Origin of the sequence: Lysinibacillus macroides (assembly GCF_001281525.1) — a bacterium.
GTDB classification, from domain to species: Bacteria; Bacillota; Bacilli; order Bacillales_A; family Planococcaceae; genus Lysinibacillus; species Lysinibacillus macroides.
This window is the reverse complement of sequence record NZ_LGCI01000010.1, coordinates 876,640-893,568: the sequence shown is the minus strand read 5'-3', so window position 1 is coordinate 893,568 and position 16,929 is coordinate 876,640. Positions and strand designations below refer to the sequence as shown.

The 16,929-nt window shown below is 37.0% G+C and carries 16 protein-coding genes and 1 riboswitch; of the genes, 10 read left to right on the top strand and 6 right to left on the bottom strand.

All coding sequences use genetic code 11. The annotated features are described in order from the left end of the window. The first annotated feature begins 227 nt into the window (after positions 1-227). Positions 228-2,054 (top strand): sensor domain-containing diguanylate cyclase, encoded by a 1,827-nt coding sequence (locus tag ADM90_RS19030; protein WP_235473683.1) that lies wholly within the window; start codon positions 228-230, stop codon positions 2,052-2,054. A 95-nt stretch (positions 2,055-2,149) separates the two neighbouring features. Here the strand turns inward: ADM90_RS19030 and ADM90_RS19025 are convergent, their stop codons facing one another. Continuing rightward, a complete protein-coding gene (locus tag ADM90_RS19025; RefSeq protein WP_053996479.1) occupies positions 2,150-2,629 on the bottom strand; it encodes a GAF domain-containing protein in 480 nt (159 codons plus the stop codon). A 20-nt stretch (positions 2,630-2,649) separates the two neighbouring features. Then, positions 2,650-3,447 (bottom strand): histidinol-phosphatase HisJ, encoded by a 798-nt coding sequence (gene hisJ, locus ADM90_RS19020; RefSeq protein WP_053996478.1) that lies wholly within the window; start codon positions 3,445-3,447, stop codon positions 2,650-2,652. A gap of 163 nt (positions 3,448-3,610) precedes the next feature. On the opposite strand from hisJ, the gene ezrA reads away from it, so the two are divergent. The 4 genes from ezrA to ADM90_RS19000 all read left to right on the top strand — a co-directional run bounded on the left by ezrA (position 3,611) and on the right by ADM90_RS19000 (position 8,196). Next, positions 3,611-5,311 carry a septation ring formation regulator EzrA gene (gene ezrA, locus ADM90_RS19015; protein ID WP_053996477.1) on the top strand — a complete coding sequence of 567 codons (1,701 nt, stop codon included), beginning with the start codon at positions 3,611-3,613 and terminating at the stop codon, positions 5,309-5,311. 158 nt (positions 5,312-5,469) lie between these two features. Further along, the gene (locus tag ADM90_RS19010) at positions 5,470-6,627 is read left to right on the top strand and encodes a cysteine desulfurase family protein (RefSeq protein ID WP_053996476.1); all 1,158 of its coding nucleotides are present in this window, start codon (positions 5,470-5,472) and stop codon (positions 6,625-6,627) included. Then, positions 6,624-7,832, top strand: coding sequence for a tRNA uracil 4-sulfurtransferase ThiI (gene thiI, locus ADM90_RS19005; RefSeq protein ID WP_053996475.1), 1,209 nt, complete (start codon positions 6,624-6,626; stop codon positions 7,830-7,832). Before ADM90_RS19010 ends, thiI begins: the two co-directional genes overlap by 4 nt. A gap of 145 nt (positions 7,833-7,977) precedes the next feature. Continuing rightward, positions 7,978-8,196, top strand: coding sequence for an alpha/beta-type small acid-soluble spore protein (locus ADM90_RS19000; protein WP_053996474.1), 219 nt, complete (start codon positions 7,978-7,980; stop codon positions 8,194-8,196). 65 nt (positions 8,197-8,261) lie between these two features. On the opposite strand, the gene thiE is transcribed toward ADM90_RS19000, so the two are convergent. Genes thiE through thiM form a run of 3 tightly spaced genes read right to left on the bottom strand, consistent with a single transcriptional unit; the run spans position 8,262 to position 10,484 of the window. Beyond that, positions 8,262-8,915: a thiamine phosphate synthase gene (thiE, locus tag ADM90_RS18995; RefSeq protein WP_053996473.1), complete on the bottom strand. Its 654-nt coding sequence runs from the start codon at positions 8,913-8,915 to the stop codon at positions 8,262-8,264. Further along, the gene (thiD, locus tag ADM90_RS18990) at positions 8,905-9,729 is read right to left on the bottom strand and encodes a bifunctional hydroxymethylpyrimidine kinase/phosphomethylpyrimidine kinase (RefSeq protein WP_053996472.1); all 825 of its coding nucleotides are present in this window, start codon (positions 9,727-9,729) and stop codon (positions 8,905-8,907) included. Before thiD ends, thiE begins: the two co-directional genes overlap by 11 nt. Then, positions 9,729-10,484: a hydroxyethylthiazole kinase gene (thiM, locus tag ADM90_RS18985; protein ID WP_053996471.1), complete on the bottom strand. Its 756-nt coding sequence runs from the start codon at positions 10,482-10,484 to the stop codon at positions 9,729-9,731. The genes thiD and thiM overlap by 1 nt, the downstream gene beginning before the upstream one ends. Positions 10,485-10,572: 88 nt before the next feature. Then, positions 10,573-10,672: riboswitch (TPP riboswitch) on the bottom strand. A 183-nt stretch (positions 10,673-10,855) separates the two neighbouring features. Here thiM and mbcS point away from each other — a divergent pair. From mbcS to ADM90_RS18960, 5 genes are all read left to right on the top strand, one after another. Next, positions 10,856-12,457 carry an acyl-CoA synthetase MbcS gene (gene mbcS / locus ADM90_RS18980; protein ID WP_053996470.1) on the top strand — a complete coding sequence of 534 codons (1,602 nt, stop codon included), beginning with the start codon at positions 10,856-10,858 and terminating at the stop codon, positions 12,455-12,457. Between the two features lie 249 nt (positions 12,458-12,706). Further along, a complete protein-coding gene (gene sppA, locus ADM90_RS18975) occupies positions 12,707-13,720 on the top strand; it encodes a signal peptide peptidase SppA (protein WP_053996469.1) in 1,014 nt (337 codons plus the stop codon). A gap of 13 nt (positions 13,721-13,733) precedes the next feature. Continuing rightward, positions 13,734-14,360, top strand: coding sequence for an RDD family protein (locus ADM90_RS18970; protein WP_053996468.1), 627 nt, complete (start codon positions 13,734-13,736; stop codon positions 14,358-14,360). 207 nt (positions 14,361-14,567) lie between these two features. Continuing rightward, complete coding sequence (gene tpx / locus ADM90_RS18965; protein ID WP_053996467.1) at positions 14,568-15,071, top strand: thiol peroxidase; 504 nt, start codon at positions 14,568-14,570, stop codon at positions 15,069-15,071. An 89-nt stretch (positions 15,072-15,160) separates the two neighbouring features. Next, positions 15,161-16,090, top strand: coding sequence for a class I SAM-dependent methyltransferase (locus tag ADM90_RS18960; protein ID WP_053996466.1), 930 nt, complete (start codon positions 15,161-15,163; stop codon positions 16,088-16,090). Positions 16,091-16,158: 68 nt separating this feature from the next. On the opposite strand, the gene ADM90_RS18955 is transcribed toward ADM90_RS18960, so the two are convergent. Beyond that, positions 16,159-16,608 (bottom strand): universal stress protein, encoded by a 450-nt coding sequence (locus tag ADM90_RS18955; RefSeq protein WP_053996465.1) that lies wholly within the window; start codon positions 16,606-16,608, stop codon positions 16,159-16,161. Positions 16,609-16,929 lie beyond the last annotated feature (321 nt).

The window sequence follows — 16,929 nt, the reverse complement described above, 5'->3', positions numbered from 1 at the left end:
AAAATCCTCATTATTCATATTTATACATTTTCAATAGGGTTAATGCTATGTTTTTTAAGTTAAAATATAAAAGTGGAACAGAATTACATAGTCAAAATGACACAAATTATGTATAATATATTATAAGTTAATAGTAATTGATTTGTACGTTATATAGAAAAGGTGATTTCATGACAGACCATTTACAAACGCTAAAATGTATAAAATCTGATGTTTTGAGCTTGTGGGTGAGTTCTAATGAAGAACAAGCTAGTTTTAATGGGTATTTTTATTCATTTAAACAGTGTCTAAAGAAGCACTTGAAAATTGAAAATGCTGCTTTTCTTAGTTTTGAAAGTAATTCTTTAATTCCTATTGAAGAGGTAGCTTCTTTAACAATTGAGACAAAGTTGAATGCTGTGTCATGGCTAATGGTTGAAGCTAGCTTCTATCAACAAAAAGTAGTGAAAATTCCGTATATATTAAAAGAAAAACAAGCTTATTCCACGATGACAGATATGGTGCTTTTCCAGGCAGAAGGTAAAAATCCTATTGGTGTATTACTTGTAGAGGCAACAGAGTCCTGGACAGACTTTATGACCTCTAGTTACGGTGAAGAATGTATAGAAATACTGACGAAAGTTCTTCAAACAATGAAAGATAATTTAGAACTAAAAATAAATGAAGATCAATACAGAAAGCTATATAACGTGACGGATTTATTTCATTCAACAATGGATATTGATGTAATTTTAGAAAACGTGTTAAAAAATATTAAGGATAATTTTCCAGGGTTTAATGTAGAGCTCATCTTATCGAATGATCAAGACCGGCATACAACCATTGATATTAAACTTTTTGATTACTTAGCGGAAAGACCTGCTACAGTTGAAGCATTTGTATCAGGAGAGTTAACAACAGAGCTTGCGAGTGATTTGGATTGCCGTTTGTTAAATGCGCCTATAAAAGGTCGACAAGCAATTTATGGTATCTTGCAGGTAAGTGCACCAACAACATACCTTTTTTCTACAACGGAAAAAGATTTTGTGCGGATGCTTGCACAAGCGTCAGGAAATGCACTGGAAAATGCAAAATTATATCATCAATCACATCGCCTCGTTAGTGACTTACAGCTTATCAATGAAACATCACATCGTTTAAATATGCGCATTGATGTTTATGAAATGTTACTTTTCTTACAAAAGCAGTTGTTAAAATCTTTTCAGCCAATGGAAGTTTGTTTTGCATTTAAAAAGAATGATACCTTTGAAGTATCAGAGGCCAGTACAACCTTGTTTAGCTCAGAGGCGGGTCAAATCTATATCAAGCATGTTGAACAGCATTTTGCACATACAGATGACCCACTATTTATTGCGGACTTTAGCCGATTAACCCCTAAGCCAATTGATTACCGTTCCATTATGGCCATTCCTATCTTAATGGAAGAAGAAATAAATGGTTTTAGTATTGTATTACACAAAGAACCCTATTTCTTTTCGTTTGATAGCTTTAAATTAATGCAGTCACTTATTCATCACTCATCCTTAGCCCTTGCCAACTCGATTTTACGAACACAGCTTCAGGAAATGGTGGATTTAGATCATTTAACAAAACTGTACGCTCGTAGTTATTTAGATCAATTTGTAGAAAAATCACTCGAATATGATCAATCGGGTATGTTTTTATTAATTGATATTGATAATTTTAAGCGTGTTAATGATACTTATGGCCATCAAGTTGGTGATAATATTCTTGTGCAAATTGCGGTACAGCTAAAGAAAACAATTGGCGACCGTGGTATCTGTGCAAGATGGGGCGGAGAAGAAATGTCTGTCTATGTACCAAATATTGTGGAGAAAGAAGCATTAAAATTAGCAGCAGCGATTGTAGAAGTCATTCCAAAAGCTACAGATCCTCAAGTAACAATTTCAGCAGGTCTGATTATGTGGGATGAACGAGAGCGGCCAGCATTCCAATCTGTATTTTTACATGCAGATACGGCTTTATATGAGGCAAAAAATAGTGGAAAAAATCGTTTTTGTATTCATAACGGTTCCTTTCAAACCAACTCCTGACACTGCTAAACCAAATCATGATAATTCTATAAATGAAGCGCCCTGAAATGACAATAAACAACATTTCAGGGCAATTTTTTTATGACAAAATAAATTTATATATGAGTAAGCAATGTTTTTACAAATTGCTCTAAGCCCTCTCGATCTTGCAGAGAAAAGCGATTTACCAGTGGGCTATCAATATCTAAAACACCAATAACCTCTCCGTGCTTTATTAATGGTATAACAATTTCTGATTGGGAAGCTGCATCACATGCAATATGCCCAGGAAAATCATGGACATCTTTGACAATAATTGTTTCTTGCGCTGCAACAGCTGTTCCACACACCCCACGTCCAACTGGAATTCTCACACAGGCAGGTAGACCCTGAAATGGTCCTAAAACGAGCTCATCTTGCTGTAAAAGATAAAATCCTACCCAATTAATATCGGTTAAAAACTGATTTAATAGGGCAGCAGCATTGCCCAAATTAGCAATCTGATCTGTCTCACCTGCTAGAAGTGCATCTAATTGTTTAGATAATGTAAGATATTGCTCAGCAATAGACCCTTTATAATTGATTTGTGTAAACATGATGATACCTCGTTTCGTTATTATTTATGGTGGTAGAGTATATGATAATGTTGATGCAAATCATCGACAGTATGAGCATCTGAACCAAATACATATGGCAATTCAATGGCTTGACAATAGGCGATGAAAGATAGTGGTGGGTAAGGCTCCTGACAATATTGTTTGCTAAGTCCAGCACTATTTAAGTCCAGCTCATAGCCTGTTTGCTTCATAACAGTTAAAATTTCTTGAATACGCACAGCGTCATTTATTTTTTCACCATGGGCTAGCTGAAATTTATGAATAAGGGATGGATGCCCAATGCGTTTTGGTTTATATGGACCAAGATCTGCCGTAATAGATTGTAGAACAGTATCATAATATAAGTTATAGGTTTGTTCAACAGAGCCCACTTTTTTTGAAAAATCGATAAAGTTTTCAGGTGAAAAGTCGATGCATGTATAAGTATCTTGCCATTGTAAGAAATGGACGGATAAAATGGCATCATCTAAAAAGTGCCCATAAGTATCCAAGAATTGACGAGTTTCCTGTTCAAAGCCTATGATATAGTCAACCTCTAACCCAATTCGTATGCGAATATCCTGTGCATATTGTTTTTTTAGGTGCTGTAACTCTTCAAAATAAGGCATCAAGTGATTTGGATGCATCCCGCTATCTTGCTGGGGGGTAGGGTCCACGAAATTTTTGGGTAATGGGGCATGCTCTGTAAATGTGATATCTGTGAAATGATAAGAAATTGCTTTTTCAACATATTGAATAAATGAATCTGAACTACCATGTGGACAATAAGGACTATGTATATGCCCATCGCGTTTCATAATTTACCACTCCTTTAGCGCTATAGATGCGCTCTTAAAAATTTTCAAAATAGCAAAAATGCAGATTTCCGTAAAACACTTAAATTTTAGTACAAAAGGCGAAAACATAGTATATAATAAATACAACTAGCCAATTCGTTTATTGTAGAATAGGGGGCTTACGATGGAGTATATCATCATTCCGATTATCCTACTATTAATTTTAGCCATAGTAGGATTTATGATGCGAAGAAAACATGTTGCAATTATTGCAAAACTCGAACATGAAAAATTACAAATTCAACATAAACCTATCAATGAGGAAATCTCAAAAGTCAAATCTTTAAACATGAATGGTGAAACCGAAGAAATGTTTGAACGCTGGCGCAATACTTGGGATGAAGTCATTGATGTACATATGACGAAAATTGACTCATTACTATTTGATGCTGAAGAACAAATTAATCGACTTCGTTTTAAAAAGGCGAAGTTAATAGAGCGTGAAATAGAGGATTATATTCAAAAGTGTGACCAAGATAAAGATAAAATTTTAGAAGAATTGAATGAATTAATTGGCAGCGAAGAAAAAAATCGCATTGAAATTGAACAATTAAAAGAGTATTATCGCTCTGCAAGAAAGACATTGCTTGCTCATCAGCATTCATTTGGGATAGCATTACCTGCACTTGAGAAAAAGCTAGAGACATTTGTTCAAAAATTTGATGAATTTGATGTTCTGACAAATGAAGGGAATTACCTGCAGGCACGTGAAATTGTTATTAGTTTAAACCAAGAATCACAAGAGATATTTGACTATATTAACGATGTGCCTACGATCTTAACAGAATTACAGGTAAAGCTTCCAGGGGCAGTGCAAGAATTGCGTAATGGGCAGCGTGAAATGGAAGAACAATCGTATTATTTACAGCATTTAGAGCTAACAGAAGCATTAAATAAGTATGAAAAAGAATTTGCTTCATTAAAAAATGGCTTAGCAGCGCTGAAGATAGCCATTGTGAAGCCTCGCGTAGTAGAAATAAATGAAGAAATTGACCACTTTTATGATTTACTTGAAAAAGAGGTTATTGCGAAAAATTATGTCGATCAAAATTGTGATCGCTTATTAAGCTCTATTACAAATATTATTGCTTCGACTAAATTAGTGGGCGAAGAGGCAGCTTATGTCCAGCAAAGCTATCATCTAAATGAAAAGGATGCTGAAGTGCCGAAGATAGCACTCAAGCAGTTAGAGGCATTGCAGCGCCGCTATGATTTACTAGCAATGCGTGTGAGGGAGGAACAATCTGCTTACTCAAGCTTACAGGAAGAGCTAATTGAGATTAGTGAAGAGCTTGAACGTATTCATGAGGAACAAGAACATTTATCCAATACAATGAAGAAGCTTCGGATTGATGAAAATAAGGCACGTACACAAGTTGAAAAATTAAAGAAAATATTGCAAGAAACAGACCGAATATTAAATAAGGCAAATATCCCAGGAATCCCTGAGGAGATGGATGCACGCCTCGATGAAGCGGCAGAACATATTTATTTAGTGATGCAAAGCTTGCAAGAAGTGCCACTGAATATGGGAACGGTTCATAATAACTTAAACGCAGCAACTCTTTGTGTAGAGGATGTGAATGCAAAGGCACATGAATTAATCGAAAATGTGATGTTAATTGAACGTATTATTCAGTATGGTAATCGTCATCGTGCCACAAATCCAAAATTGAATATGCGTTTAGCAGAAGCGGAGGAGGCATTCCATCAATTCCGCTATGTAAAGGCATTAGAGGAAGCAGGAACAGCCGTTGAAGAAATGGAGCCAGGTGCTTTAAAACGTATTCAAGAAATCGTTGCAGAAGAGTCTATGTCAAAATAATTGAAAAAACATACAAAACTGTCTAAAAGTATAGCGATTACTTTTAGACAGTTTTTTTAGTTTGAATATGAATAATCGTGAAAGTTAGTGGTCATTCCTCCGAGATTGCGTTATGATAAATACCGTTAAATCAACGTGGTGAAAGTGTGTGAATAGTAATGAATAAGGCAATTTATTTAGATAATAGTGCGACAACAAAGCCTTTGCAAGAGGTGATGCAGACTTTTATGGCTGTCAATGAACAATATTATGCGAATCCTGCGTCCATTCATGCCATGGGTGTTGAAGCAAACGACTTATTAATGCGTGCGCGTGAGCAAGTAGCAGATATTTTGCAGGCAGAATCAAAAAATGTGCTATTTACTTCAGGTGGTACAGAATCGAATAATGCAGCTATTTTTGGAGTAGCACGTAGTAATACACATATCGGTAAGCATATTTTAACATCCGAAATTGAACATCCTTCTGTTTTAGAGGCAATGAAACAGCTTGAAAAAGAAGGGTTTGAGATTGAATACCTTCATATTGATAAACGTGGTGTGATTTCATTAGAAGAACTACGGGCAAAAATACGTAAGGATACCATTTTGGTAAGCATTATGCATGTCAATAATGAAATGGGTGCTATCCAGCCTATTTTTGACGCAGGGAGCATAATTCATGAAATGAGTCGAGCTGTTTTTCATGTAGACGTTGTACAAAGCTTTGGCAAATTAGCTGTGTTCTTTAAAGGAGAAAATGGTCCAGATTGTCTATCCATTTCTGGTCATAAAATTCATGGCTTGAAAGGCTCAGGTGTATTAGCATTTCGTAAACCAATGAGATGGCAGCCCTATGTAGTTGGCGGAGGTCAGGAATTTGGGCTGCGAAGTGGAACTGTAGCTGTCCCACAAGCTGTTGCTTTAGCAAAAGCAGCACGGCTAGCAGTTGAAATAATGGAAGAACGTACGAAAAAATATCGACAATGGCAGGCAGATATTTGTGCGCAGCTACAGAGCTATGGAGAGGCTGTGCATATTTTATCGAACCTGCAAGGAGCAGCCCATATTTTATCGTTTAGTGTACGCGATCTAACAGGAGAGATTATTATTAATGCTATGCAAAAGCAAGGCATTATTGTTTCTACATCAAGTGCTTGTTCATCCAAACAAACAAAGACAAGCCATGTTGTGGAAGCTTTACATCTTGAGGAGCATTATAAAAAAGGTGTTATTCGTATCAGCTTTGGTGCACATAACACAAACGAAGATATTAAAAAGTTTAAACAAGTATTAGCAAAAGTAATGATGGAGCTTAAAGGAGAAATAGACAAATGATTTGGAAAGAGATTTTAATTCGATATGGCGAACTTTCAACAAAGGGTCGTAATAAAATGGATTTTATCCGCCGCTTGCGTGAAAATATTCGTCATGCCTTTGCAGATTTAGGACATCTGCATATTCGTACAGAGCGAGATCGCATGTTTATTGCAATTGAAAATGAAACACAAATGCAGACGCTTATAACAGGATTGCCTAAAATTTTTGGTATTCAATCCTTTAGCCCTGTAGCTGCATGTGAAAAAGATATAGAAAGCATGAAGCAGCTTGCTGTAACAATTATGGATACATTTAAAGAGGCACAACATTCATTTAAAGTAGAAGTTAAACGTACAGATAAAACATTTCCCTTAGAGTCACATGCCATTCAGCGTGAGATCGGTGGCTATGTTTTACCACAATTTCAAAATTTATCTGTCAAAGTGAAGCAGCCTGATATTGAACTACGTGTAGAAGTGCGTCATGATGCCACATATATGATGGCACAAGTCATTGATGGCGCAGGTGGAATGCCTGTAGGGTCTAATGGAAAATCATTATTAATGTTGTCAGGTGGTATCGATAGCCCTGTTGCAGGTTATTTAATGATGAAGCGAGGTGTGCGTTTAGAAGCGATACACTTCTTTAGTCCACCATACACAAGCCAAAATTCATTAGAAAAAGTAAAGGTGCTTGCTAATGAATTAACGAAATTTGGTGCAAGTATTCGTTTACATGTTATTCCGTTTACAGAAATACAAGTTTTAATAAAAGAAAAAGTGCCTTCAAATGTCTCAATGACAACAACGCGTCGTATGATGCTAAAAGTAGCTGATCAAGTACGTAAGGAAATTGACGCTCTTGCCATTGTCACAGGTGAAAGTCTTGGACAAGTAGCAAGTCAAACGCTTGAAAGCTTAACAGCTATTAATGCTGTAACCAATACACCGATTTTACGTCCATTAATTTCAACAGACAAATTAGAAATCATTGATATTGCAGAAAAAATCGGCACATATGAAACATCTATTCAGCCATTTGAAGATTGCTGTACTATCTTTACACCTGCTAGTCCAAAAACAAAGCCAAAGCTTGAAAAGGTAGAGCATTATGAAAGCTTCTCCGATTTTGATGAACTGATTGCACGTGCCGTTAAAAATCGCGAGGTCTATATTTTCCCTAAGAAAGAAGAACAACAAGATAAATTTGCAGATCTGTTATAAGGTTTTAAAAGCCGTCTCAAAGCCCATTTTGAGACGGCTTTTTTGCATGGCTGTTGATATTCCATTAGAGGTACAATTTACCTCTAAAATTTTCGTATTAAAAATCTAATATCGCACATTCTATATTCACAAGGAGGTGAGAGACATGACTTCAAACAACAACCGTAATTCAAACCAGCTTGCAGTACCTGGTGTACAACAAGCACTTGATCAAATGAAATACGAAATTGCACAAGAATTTGGTGTTCAATTAGGAGCTGAAGCTTCAGCTCGTGCTAACGGTTCCGTTGGCGGTGAAATCACTAAACGTCTTGTACAAATGGCAGAATCTCAATTAAAAGGTATGCCAAACAACAACCAATAATTGCGAAAATAAGCAATTATTAAACGTAAAACCAGTGACCGTAACAGGCACTGGTTTTAGTTTGTTTAGATAGAGCTTTTTTTATTCTCTCCAAACAATGACTTAAACATAGCTACTGTATGGGGAATATCCTTACTACCACAAAGAGCAGAAATAACAGCAATACCATCCGCCCCAGCTTGGAGAACGGATGGTGCATTGAAGCAATTGATGCCCCCAATAGCAACTATAGGAAGTTCAGGGCTTTCACTACGTACACTTTGTAAAAATGTTGTACCACTTGGTGGATTGGCATCGCTTTTTGATGTCGTAGCAAAAATTGGGCCAATTCCTACATAATCTACCCCATATTGTTTGGCAGTTTGTAATTCGGCTTCAGAATGAACGGACACACCAAGAATCATCTGCCCAATTTTTTCTCGAATTTTACATACAGGAAAATCCTCTTGACCAATATGGATTCCGTCCGCCCCAATCTTTATCGCAAGCTCTACATCATCGTTGATAATAAAGGGTACATGATATTGTTGACATAGCTTTTGACAAAGGCGTGCAAAGTCTTCATAGGCTTGCCCTGTTAATGCATTAGGACCTTTCTCACGTAGTTGAAACATGGTAATGCCGTGCTGTAAAGCCTTTTCCAGAACAGAGATTGGCTCCTCATGAACACAATTACCTGTTCCCATTATAAAATAGAGCTGTAAATCCTTACGATTCATAAATGGTCACCTCACAGGATTTTTTGTCGTTCTGATAAGCAAAATGATTTGTTGGTCCATGTCCGTGACCTAGTGCTAAATCATGTGTGATTGCCAATTGAATAAATTTTTTAGCTTCAATTATCGCTTCTTTGATCGTAAGACCACGCCCTACAAAAGCTGTTAATGCTGCGGAAAATGTACAGCCAGTGCCATGTGTATTTTTGGTCGCGATACGAGGTGTTTGCATTGAAAAAGCTTGACCATTTTTGAAAAATACATAGTCAGTGGCATTTGTTGCATCTGCTAAATGACCACCTTTGATAATCGCACAGTGTACACCTGTTGCTAATAGATGGTCAGCAGCTTTTTTTATATCAGCGATTGTGTTGATTTTTTTGCCTGTCAATGTTTCAGCTTCTGGAATATTTGGTGTGACAATGGTTGCGATTGGCAGTAAATAATGGATAATAGCATCAATGGCCTCTTGCTGTAATAAACTTTCGCCACCTTTGGCAATCATCACAGGATCAACAATAAGTGGTATGTTTGTATCAGCTATTATTTGTGCAATTGTATGAATAATAGCTGAGGAAAATAACATGCCTGTTTTGACAGCACTTATTGAAAAATCATCAAGCAATGCCTGTAGTTGTTGTTTTACAAAAGCCGCCTCAATTGGCAGAACCCCTGAAACACCTCGTGTATTTTGAGCAGTTAAAGCTGTAATAACGGTCGTTCCAAATACTTTTAATTCCTGGAAGGTTTTTAAATCAGCCTGTATACCAGCACCGCCACCACTATCAGAACCAGCGATTGTTGTTACAACTTGCATTATTGCTCACCGCCCTTGGATAGATGACCTAGTTCATTTAACACAGCAATTTGAAAATCACCAATATATTGTGTAGAAGTGGCAGCTTGCTCAGCAATTTGTTTATAAAGCTTTAGTACCTCAGCTAATTGACGATAGGGCTGCTGATCAGCTACATAAGCAGCACAACAAACAGCACTTAAGAGGCAGCCTGTTCCAGTGACCTCTGTCATTTGGGCATTACCACCTGTAATCCATTGCTGCTGAGTACCATCTGTGATAAAGTCCTTTTCACCTGTAACAATGACGATACATTGATAAAGCTGTGCCACTTTTTTTGCTTCATCTTCTACAGAAATAGAGCCTGTTCCACTATCTACCCCTTTTTGCTGCCATTCTACATGAGCAATTGCGGCAAGTTCTCCAATATTGCAACGAATAGCAGCAAATTGAATTTCTTCCAGTAGATGTTGTACAGCTTTTTTGCGGTAGTTTGTTGCCCCAGCTCCTACAGGGTCTAATATAACAGGGATGCCAAGCACATTAGCCCTTTTACCAGCCAGTAACATAGATTTTTTCATGGTATCATTCAGTGTGCCGATATTAATCAATAGACCTGAGGCAATTGTCACCATTTCCTCCACCTCATCGTTGCCATCAGCCATAACAGGCGAAGCACCGATTGCCAAGAGTCCATTTGCTTGGAAATTTGCGACGACATAATTTGTAATGCAATGAATTAATGGATTTTTTTGGCGAATTTTTTGAATAATCATTATTGGTCCTCCTTTGTTGGATGGACGTAAGCATGCAAAAAGGCTCTTTTTGTGCAAAAATACACGCAAAAGAGCCCTTCATCAGTAAAAATAGATGGATATTGCTCCCTACGCCAGTATTAACTAACAGGTTCAAAGGGTCAGGTTTTAACCTTCTCAACTCGTAATGAGTCCCCCTGCAATCTTGTTTTTAGTTGTCCAAAATGTACCATATTTTTTTAGCTTGTTCAATAGAGAATTTATATGAATATGACCGATACCATATAACCAAATATGATAATTGTCATGACTTTTTGTAAATTGAACGCAAAGCATTGAAAAACACAAAAAAGGAGATTTATAATGTGTCATAACAAAAGGGGGCATCCGCCGTGAAAAGACAAGATTTGATTGCACCAGAATGGTATAATATTACAGAGGAAATTGAAAAATATGCACAGGATACAACCAAAAATGCGTTAATTATTTGTGATGAACATCAAGATGTGCAATGGATTACATACACGCATTTACTTGAAAGGGCGAATCAGGCAGCACATGTTTTTACAAAGCAGGGCTTAACGAAAGGTGATGTGATACTCGTGATGGTACCACGCTCTGTTGAAGCCTATATTGTTTATATTGCTGCTTTAAAAGCGGGTTTAACAATTATTCCAAGCTCAGAAATGTTAAGAACAAAAGATATTGACTATCGCATTCAACATGCAAATGTACAAGCTATTATTGCCTATGAGCCTTATATTGAACAGTTTGATAAGGTGGAAAATTTACAGGGTATACAGCAATTTGTAATTGGACATGCACATGAACCATGGCAACCAATATTAGAAAATATGCAATATCAATCAACAACTTACATAAATCCTACTCCAACCAAAAGCACAGATATTGCTTTTTTAGCCTATACAAGTGGTACAACAGGTAATCCTAAAGCCGCAGTCCATAGTCATAGCTGGGGCTATGCCCATTTACGTACAACAGCACCTTATTGGTTAGGTGTCCAAGAAAATGATATTGTTTGGGCTACAGCAGCTCCCGGCTGGCAAAAATGGATATGGAGTCCGTTTCTTGCTACTTTAGGGAGCGGTGCAACAGCATTTGTTTATAAAGGGAAATTTGATGCAGCTACTTACCTCACATTGCTTGAAAAATTCAATATTAATGTTCTATGCTGCACACCAACGGAATATCGTTTTATGGCAGCACTTGATCATTTACAGCAATATAATTTAAGTGCTATTCGTCAGGCTGTGTCAGCAGGTGAGCCTTTAAATAGTGAGGTGATTAAAGTGTTTTCAGATGTTTGTCATGTACAAATACGAGATGGCTATGGTCAAACTGAAAATACATTGCTTGTTGGTACAATGGTGGGCATGGAAGCAAGAGCTGGTTCGATGGGAAAACCAACACCTGGCAATACAGTAGACATTATTAATGACGAGGGTCAGCCCGTTGCCATCGGAGAAGTGGGAGATATCGCCGTTCACCGAGAAACACCTGCACTCTTTAAAAACTATTTAAAAGACCCTGAACGTACGCATTTACAATTCCGTGGTGATTGGTATATTACAGGAGATCGTGCCTATAAAGACAAGGATGGCTATTTTTGGTTTGAGGGGCGAGGTGACGATGTCATTATTTCTTCAGGCTATACAATTGGGCCATTTGAAGTGGAGGATGCCTTAATGAAGCATCCAACTGTCAAAGAAGCAGCTGTTATAGCAAGCCCTGACAAGGTTCGAGGAAATATTGTCAAGGCATTTATTGTTCTTCATCGGGGTGAAATCGGTGATCAGCAGCTTATGCAAACACTACAGCAGCATGTAAAAGCATTAACAGCACCCTATAAATATCCTCGTGCCATTGAATTTGTAGAAGAGCTACCAAAAACCTCTTCAGGGAAAATTCGCCGTGTCGAATTACGACAACAAGAAGCGAAACAACTTGAATATACATCATTTCCTAGGAAATAATATCGAAAATCAAAGTTTATGTAAGTGCATGGACTTTGATTTTTTTTATGATTTTGGTAAGGTATTATAAGGAAATAAATAGTATCAAGCTTTTTAGCTCTTTATTAAAAGTATTGTGTATAGGAATTGGAACATGACAGTAAAGTCAATCTTTTGCGATGCTGAGTAGCTAAATTTTTGCGGATTATTTCAAGAGAATGAAACAAATAAGGTAATCATTCGTATTACATGTTGAGGAGGCGGAAAAACATGAATGTAAAAAGATGGGTTGCTTTAGTAGTGGCAGGTGTTCTTTTGCTGTTTTCATTAGGCATTAACACTATTTTTGCGCTATTTAAGTCAGACTTCTTAGGAAATTTTGATAGCCTAATGGCAGGAAATAATTTAGATGTTTATGAAAATGTCATTGAAGGCAATAATTTTGATAAACGCATTGCTTATTTAAAGGTAGATGGTACGATTCAAGATATTGGCTCAGGTACACTTTGGCAGCCAGTAGCATATGACCATCAGTTTTTCTTAGAGCAATTGGATAATATTTTATATGATGACTCTATACAGGGTGTTGTATTAAGTGTTAACTCACCAGGTGGTGGTGTAAAAGAATCAGCAGATATTTATAAAAAACTTGTAAAGATTAAAGAGGAACGACAAATTCCAATTTATGTATCAATGGATTCAATGGCAGCGTCTGGTGGTTATTATATTGCAGCACCAGCAGATAAAATATTTGCCCACCGCGATACAATTACAGGCTCGATTGGTGTCATTATGCAATCAATTAACTATCAAGCATTGGCTGAAAAAGTAGGGGTTAAATTCGAAACGTTTAAATCAGGTGCACATAAGGATATGCTAAGTCCAATGCGCGAAGTGACAGCAGAGGAACGTGCAATGATGCAAGATATGATTAATGAAACATATGAGGAATTTGTAGATATTGTAGAACAGGGACGTAATATGTCTGAAGCAGATGTTAAGAAAGTTGCTGATGGTCGTATCTTTGGTGGTACAAAAGCGCTTGAGGCAGGGTTGATTGATGAAATCGGTGATGAAGAGGCAGTAATTGCTGCGCTACGAGCGGACTATGGATTGGAAGATGCTGCTTTATTTGAATATGCTTATGATACGGGCGGCTGGCAATCCTATGTTGGGATGAAAATTGGCTCTATATTTGGCCCATCAGCCGAGGAAAAAATGCTGATGAAGATTATGACAGACTATAGCGCACCTAAAATGATGTATTTATATGGTGAATACTAAAGGGGGGAGTACGATGACAAACAATGAAATTGTTATGCAAGGTTCACCCTCTATGGAAAATAATGCTGTGATCGAGCCATCAGACATCTCCATAAAGTCTAAAAGCTATACTCTAAAAACAGCAGGTTTTTGGATTCGATTTTGGGCATTTTTATTAGATGGATTCATTGTCTCTGCTGTCATTGGAATACTGATAAATCCTATTTTTTATCTCATGGATTGGTCCTTATCGGAATCTGTGTGGTATGCACCGATCTCTATAATTACAGCGATTCTTTATTATAGCTATTTTGTACTGATGACAAAATTTTTCGGGCAAACATTGGGGAAAATGGTTTTTGGCTTACGAGTTATCTCCTTAAAGCATGATCAGCTTACTTGGTCAGATGTGCTATTCCGTGATTGGATTGGCCGTGTTATCAATAATATTTTTATGCCACTCTATATATTGGTCGTTATTATGCCAGAAAATCAAGGTTTACATGATTATTTTGCCGATACAACAGTAGTACATGAAAAACTCTATATTGAAAAAGCCGAAGCGCCGACAACAGTACCGCAACAAGAGGAAATCACGGTAGCTCATAAACAAGAGGAAAAAGTGGAACTTGTGAAGTTAGAAGAAAAAAATGAACAATAAGTAGCAGGGGGCTATGCAAAAAGTTAAAATCTTTTTGCATAGCCCTCTTTAAATTATCATCATCTTCAAAGCAAGAGTTTGTCCTAAAAGAGACTTTTTGGCTAAACTTTTTTACGCAGTATCTTTTTATACAGTGAGTTGTCTGAGTTGCAATGAATTCCCTTCATTTAGTAATATGAATACATATGATGAGAAGGAGGCGTTTAGATGGCACAAGTAACATTTAAAAATGGTCCAGTAACACTAGTAGGAAATGAAGTAAAGGTGGGCGAGCAAGCACCAGATTTTACAGTATTGGCGAATGACCTATCACCTGTAACATTAAAAGATTCAGAGGGTAAAATTCGTTTATTCAGTGTTGTACCATCATTAGATACGGGTGTATGTGATGCACAAACACGTCGTTTTAATGAAGAAGCAGCTAATCTAGGTGACAATGTAGTAATCTATACGGTATCTGTGGATCTTCCATTTGCTCAAAAACGTTGGTGTGGTGCAGCAGGTATTGAGGCTGTTCAAACGGTTTCAGATCACCGCGACCTTTCATTTGGTGAAGCATATGGTGTATACATTCAAGAATTACGTCTTCTGACACGTGCAGTATTTGTTGTGGATGCGGATAATAAAGTGACATATGCTGAATATGTGGCTGAGGCAACGGATCATCCAAATTATGAAGCAGCCATTGCAGCTGTCAAAGCACTGGCATAATGGAGCGCTTTTAAGCTAAGATAATAGTAGACAAAGGGGCTGTGACGAGTTTTTGTCACGGCTCTTTTCTGCTTGAAAGGAAGTTATTGATGGAAAATATCGAGAAACTATTTGGACTGTTAAATGAACATGCTGAAAAAATCGAAAAAGAACAAAATACTACACTGTTAGAGGGAGTACTGGATGGCTTAGAGGCGTGGCTAGATGGTGAGCTTGATTTTTCACAGCCAGATGCAACGAAGGAGGATATTCGTAAAGCTATTCAAATTGCTATTTTAAAAGGAATGCGCAAGGGCTCACAGCCAAACCATCAAATGACCCCTGATACATTAGGTTTATTGGTCGGTTATTTTGTAGAACAAATATTTGCAGAGCGTCTTGAACATGAAAAAATTGTAATGATGGACCCAGCAGTGGGTACAGGGAATTTATTACTAACAGTCATGAACTTATTAGATGGGAAAGTAGAGGCGACAGGTGTAGAAGTGGACGAGCTGCTGATTCGCCTAGCTGCTGCAACTGCGGATGTAACAGAGCAGCCTGTATCTTTATATCGCCAGGATGCTTTACAAGATTTACTGGTGAATCCTGTTGATGCGGTTGTGTGTGATTTACCGGTTGGCTATTATCCAAATGAAGATGTTTCGCTTAATTATGAGTTATGTGCGACAGAGGGAATGAGTTATGCACATCATTTATTTATTGAGCAATCACTCAATTATACAAAAGAGGGCGGCTATCTATTCTTCCTTGCACCGTCACATCTTTTTGATTCAGAGCAATCTAAGCAGTTGCATAAGTATTTGCAAAAGCACGCATGGATTCAGGCTATTATTCAATTACCCGACTCTATATTTGCTAATAAGACATTAGAAAAGTCCATTGTGATTTTACAAAAGCAAGCGAAGGAATTGAAGGCCCCTAAAGAAGTGCTATTAGCAAAAGTGCCGAATATGCAAAATAAACAGGCACTAGCCTTATTTTTTGAAAAAGTAAGGCTATGGAAAGAAGGTAAGTGAGGGCTTATAAAAACAACATAAATAAAAAAGGTATCCTATAAATGGGATACCTTTTTATGTACTGCTTATTAGTTTTCTGGTGTACGGATAACAAGTACATCACATTTAGCTGAACGTACAATTGCTTCAGACACTGAACCGATTAGGAAGCGTTCAACTGCATTTAAACCAGTTGCACCACAAATAATTAAATCTGCGTCTACAACATTAGAAAGCTCTTTTGTAATGATATTTTTTGGAGAACCGTATTCGATCACAAGATTAACATTCGTTAAGCCTGCATCCTCAGCTTGTTTTTTGTAGCCATTTAATAGTTCCTCAGAAAATGCTTGTGCACGCTCTGCGATGGAGCGGTCATATGCCTCAATTGCTGCAAACGAACGAGTATCGATAACATTCACTAAATTTAATACAGAACCCTCATTACGTTTTGCAACATCAATTGATTTACGAAATGCATATTCAGCCTCTTTTGAACCATCTACTGCCACAACAATGCTTTTATAATGATTAGCCATTTGAATAACCTCCCTAATTTGTATATGTTGATTATACCAAATGATTTTCTAAAGGAAATACTTTCCGACAGAAAAAATGTAAAAAAGTGAACTAATTTCACGTAAAACTATAATTATCTAATTTCCACTATTTATAGTGTGTAAACTTTTTTATAGTTGTACTCTACCATTCATGATCTCCCTTCTTTCCTGCTCTAGGCTTGCTATTTAGTTTTTTAATATAATAATTTAATCAAGATTTAATCATTTGAATATTTAGTATTTTGAAAATATTAGGAATTTTATATGTTTTGATTTTAGTTAAAGCTTTTTTAGTATTTG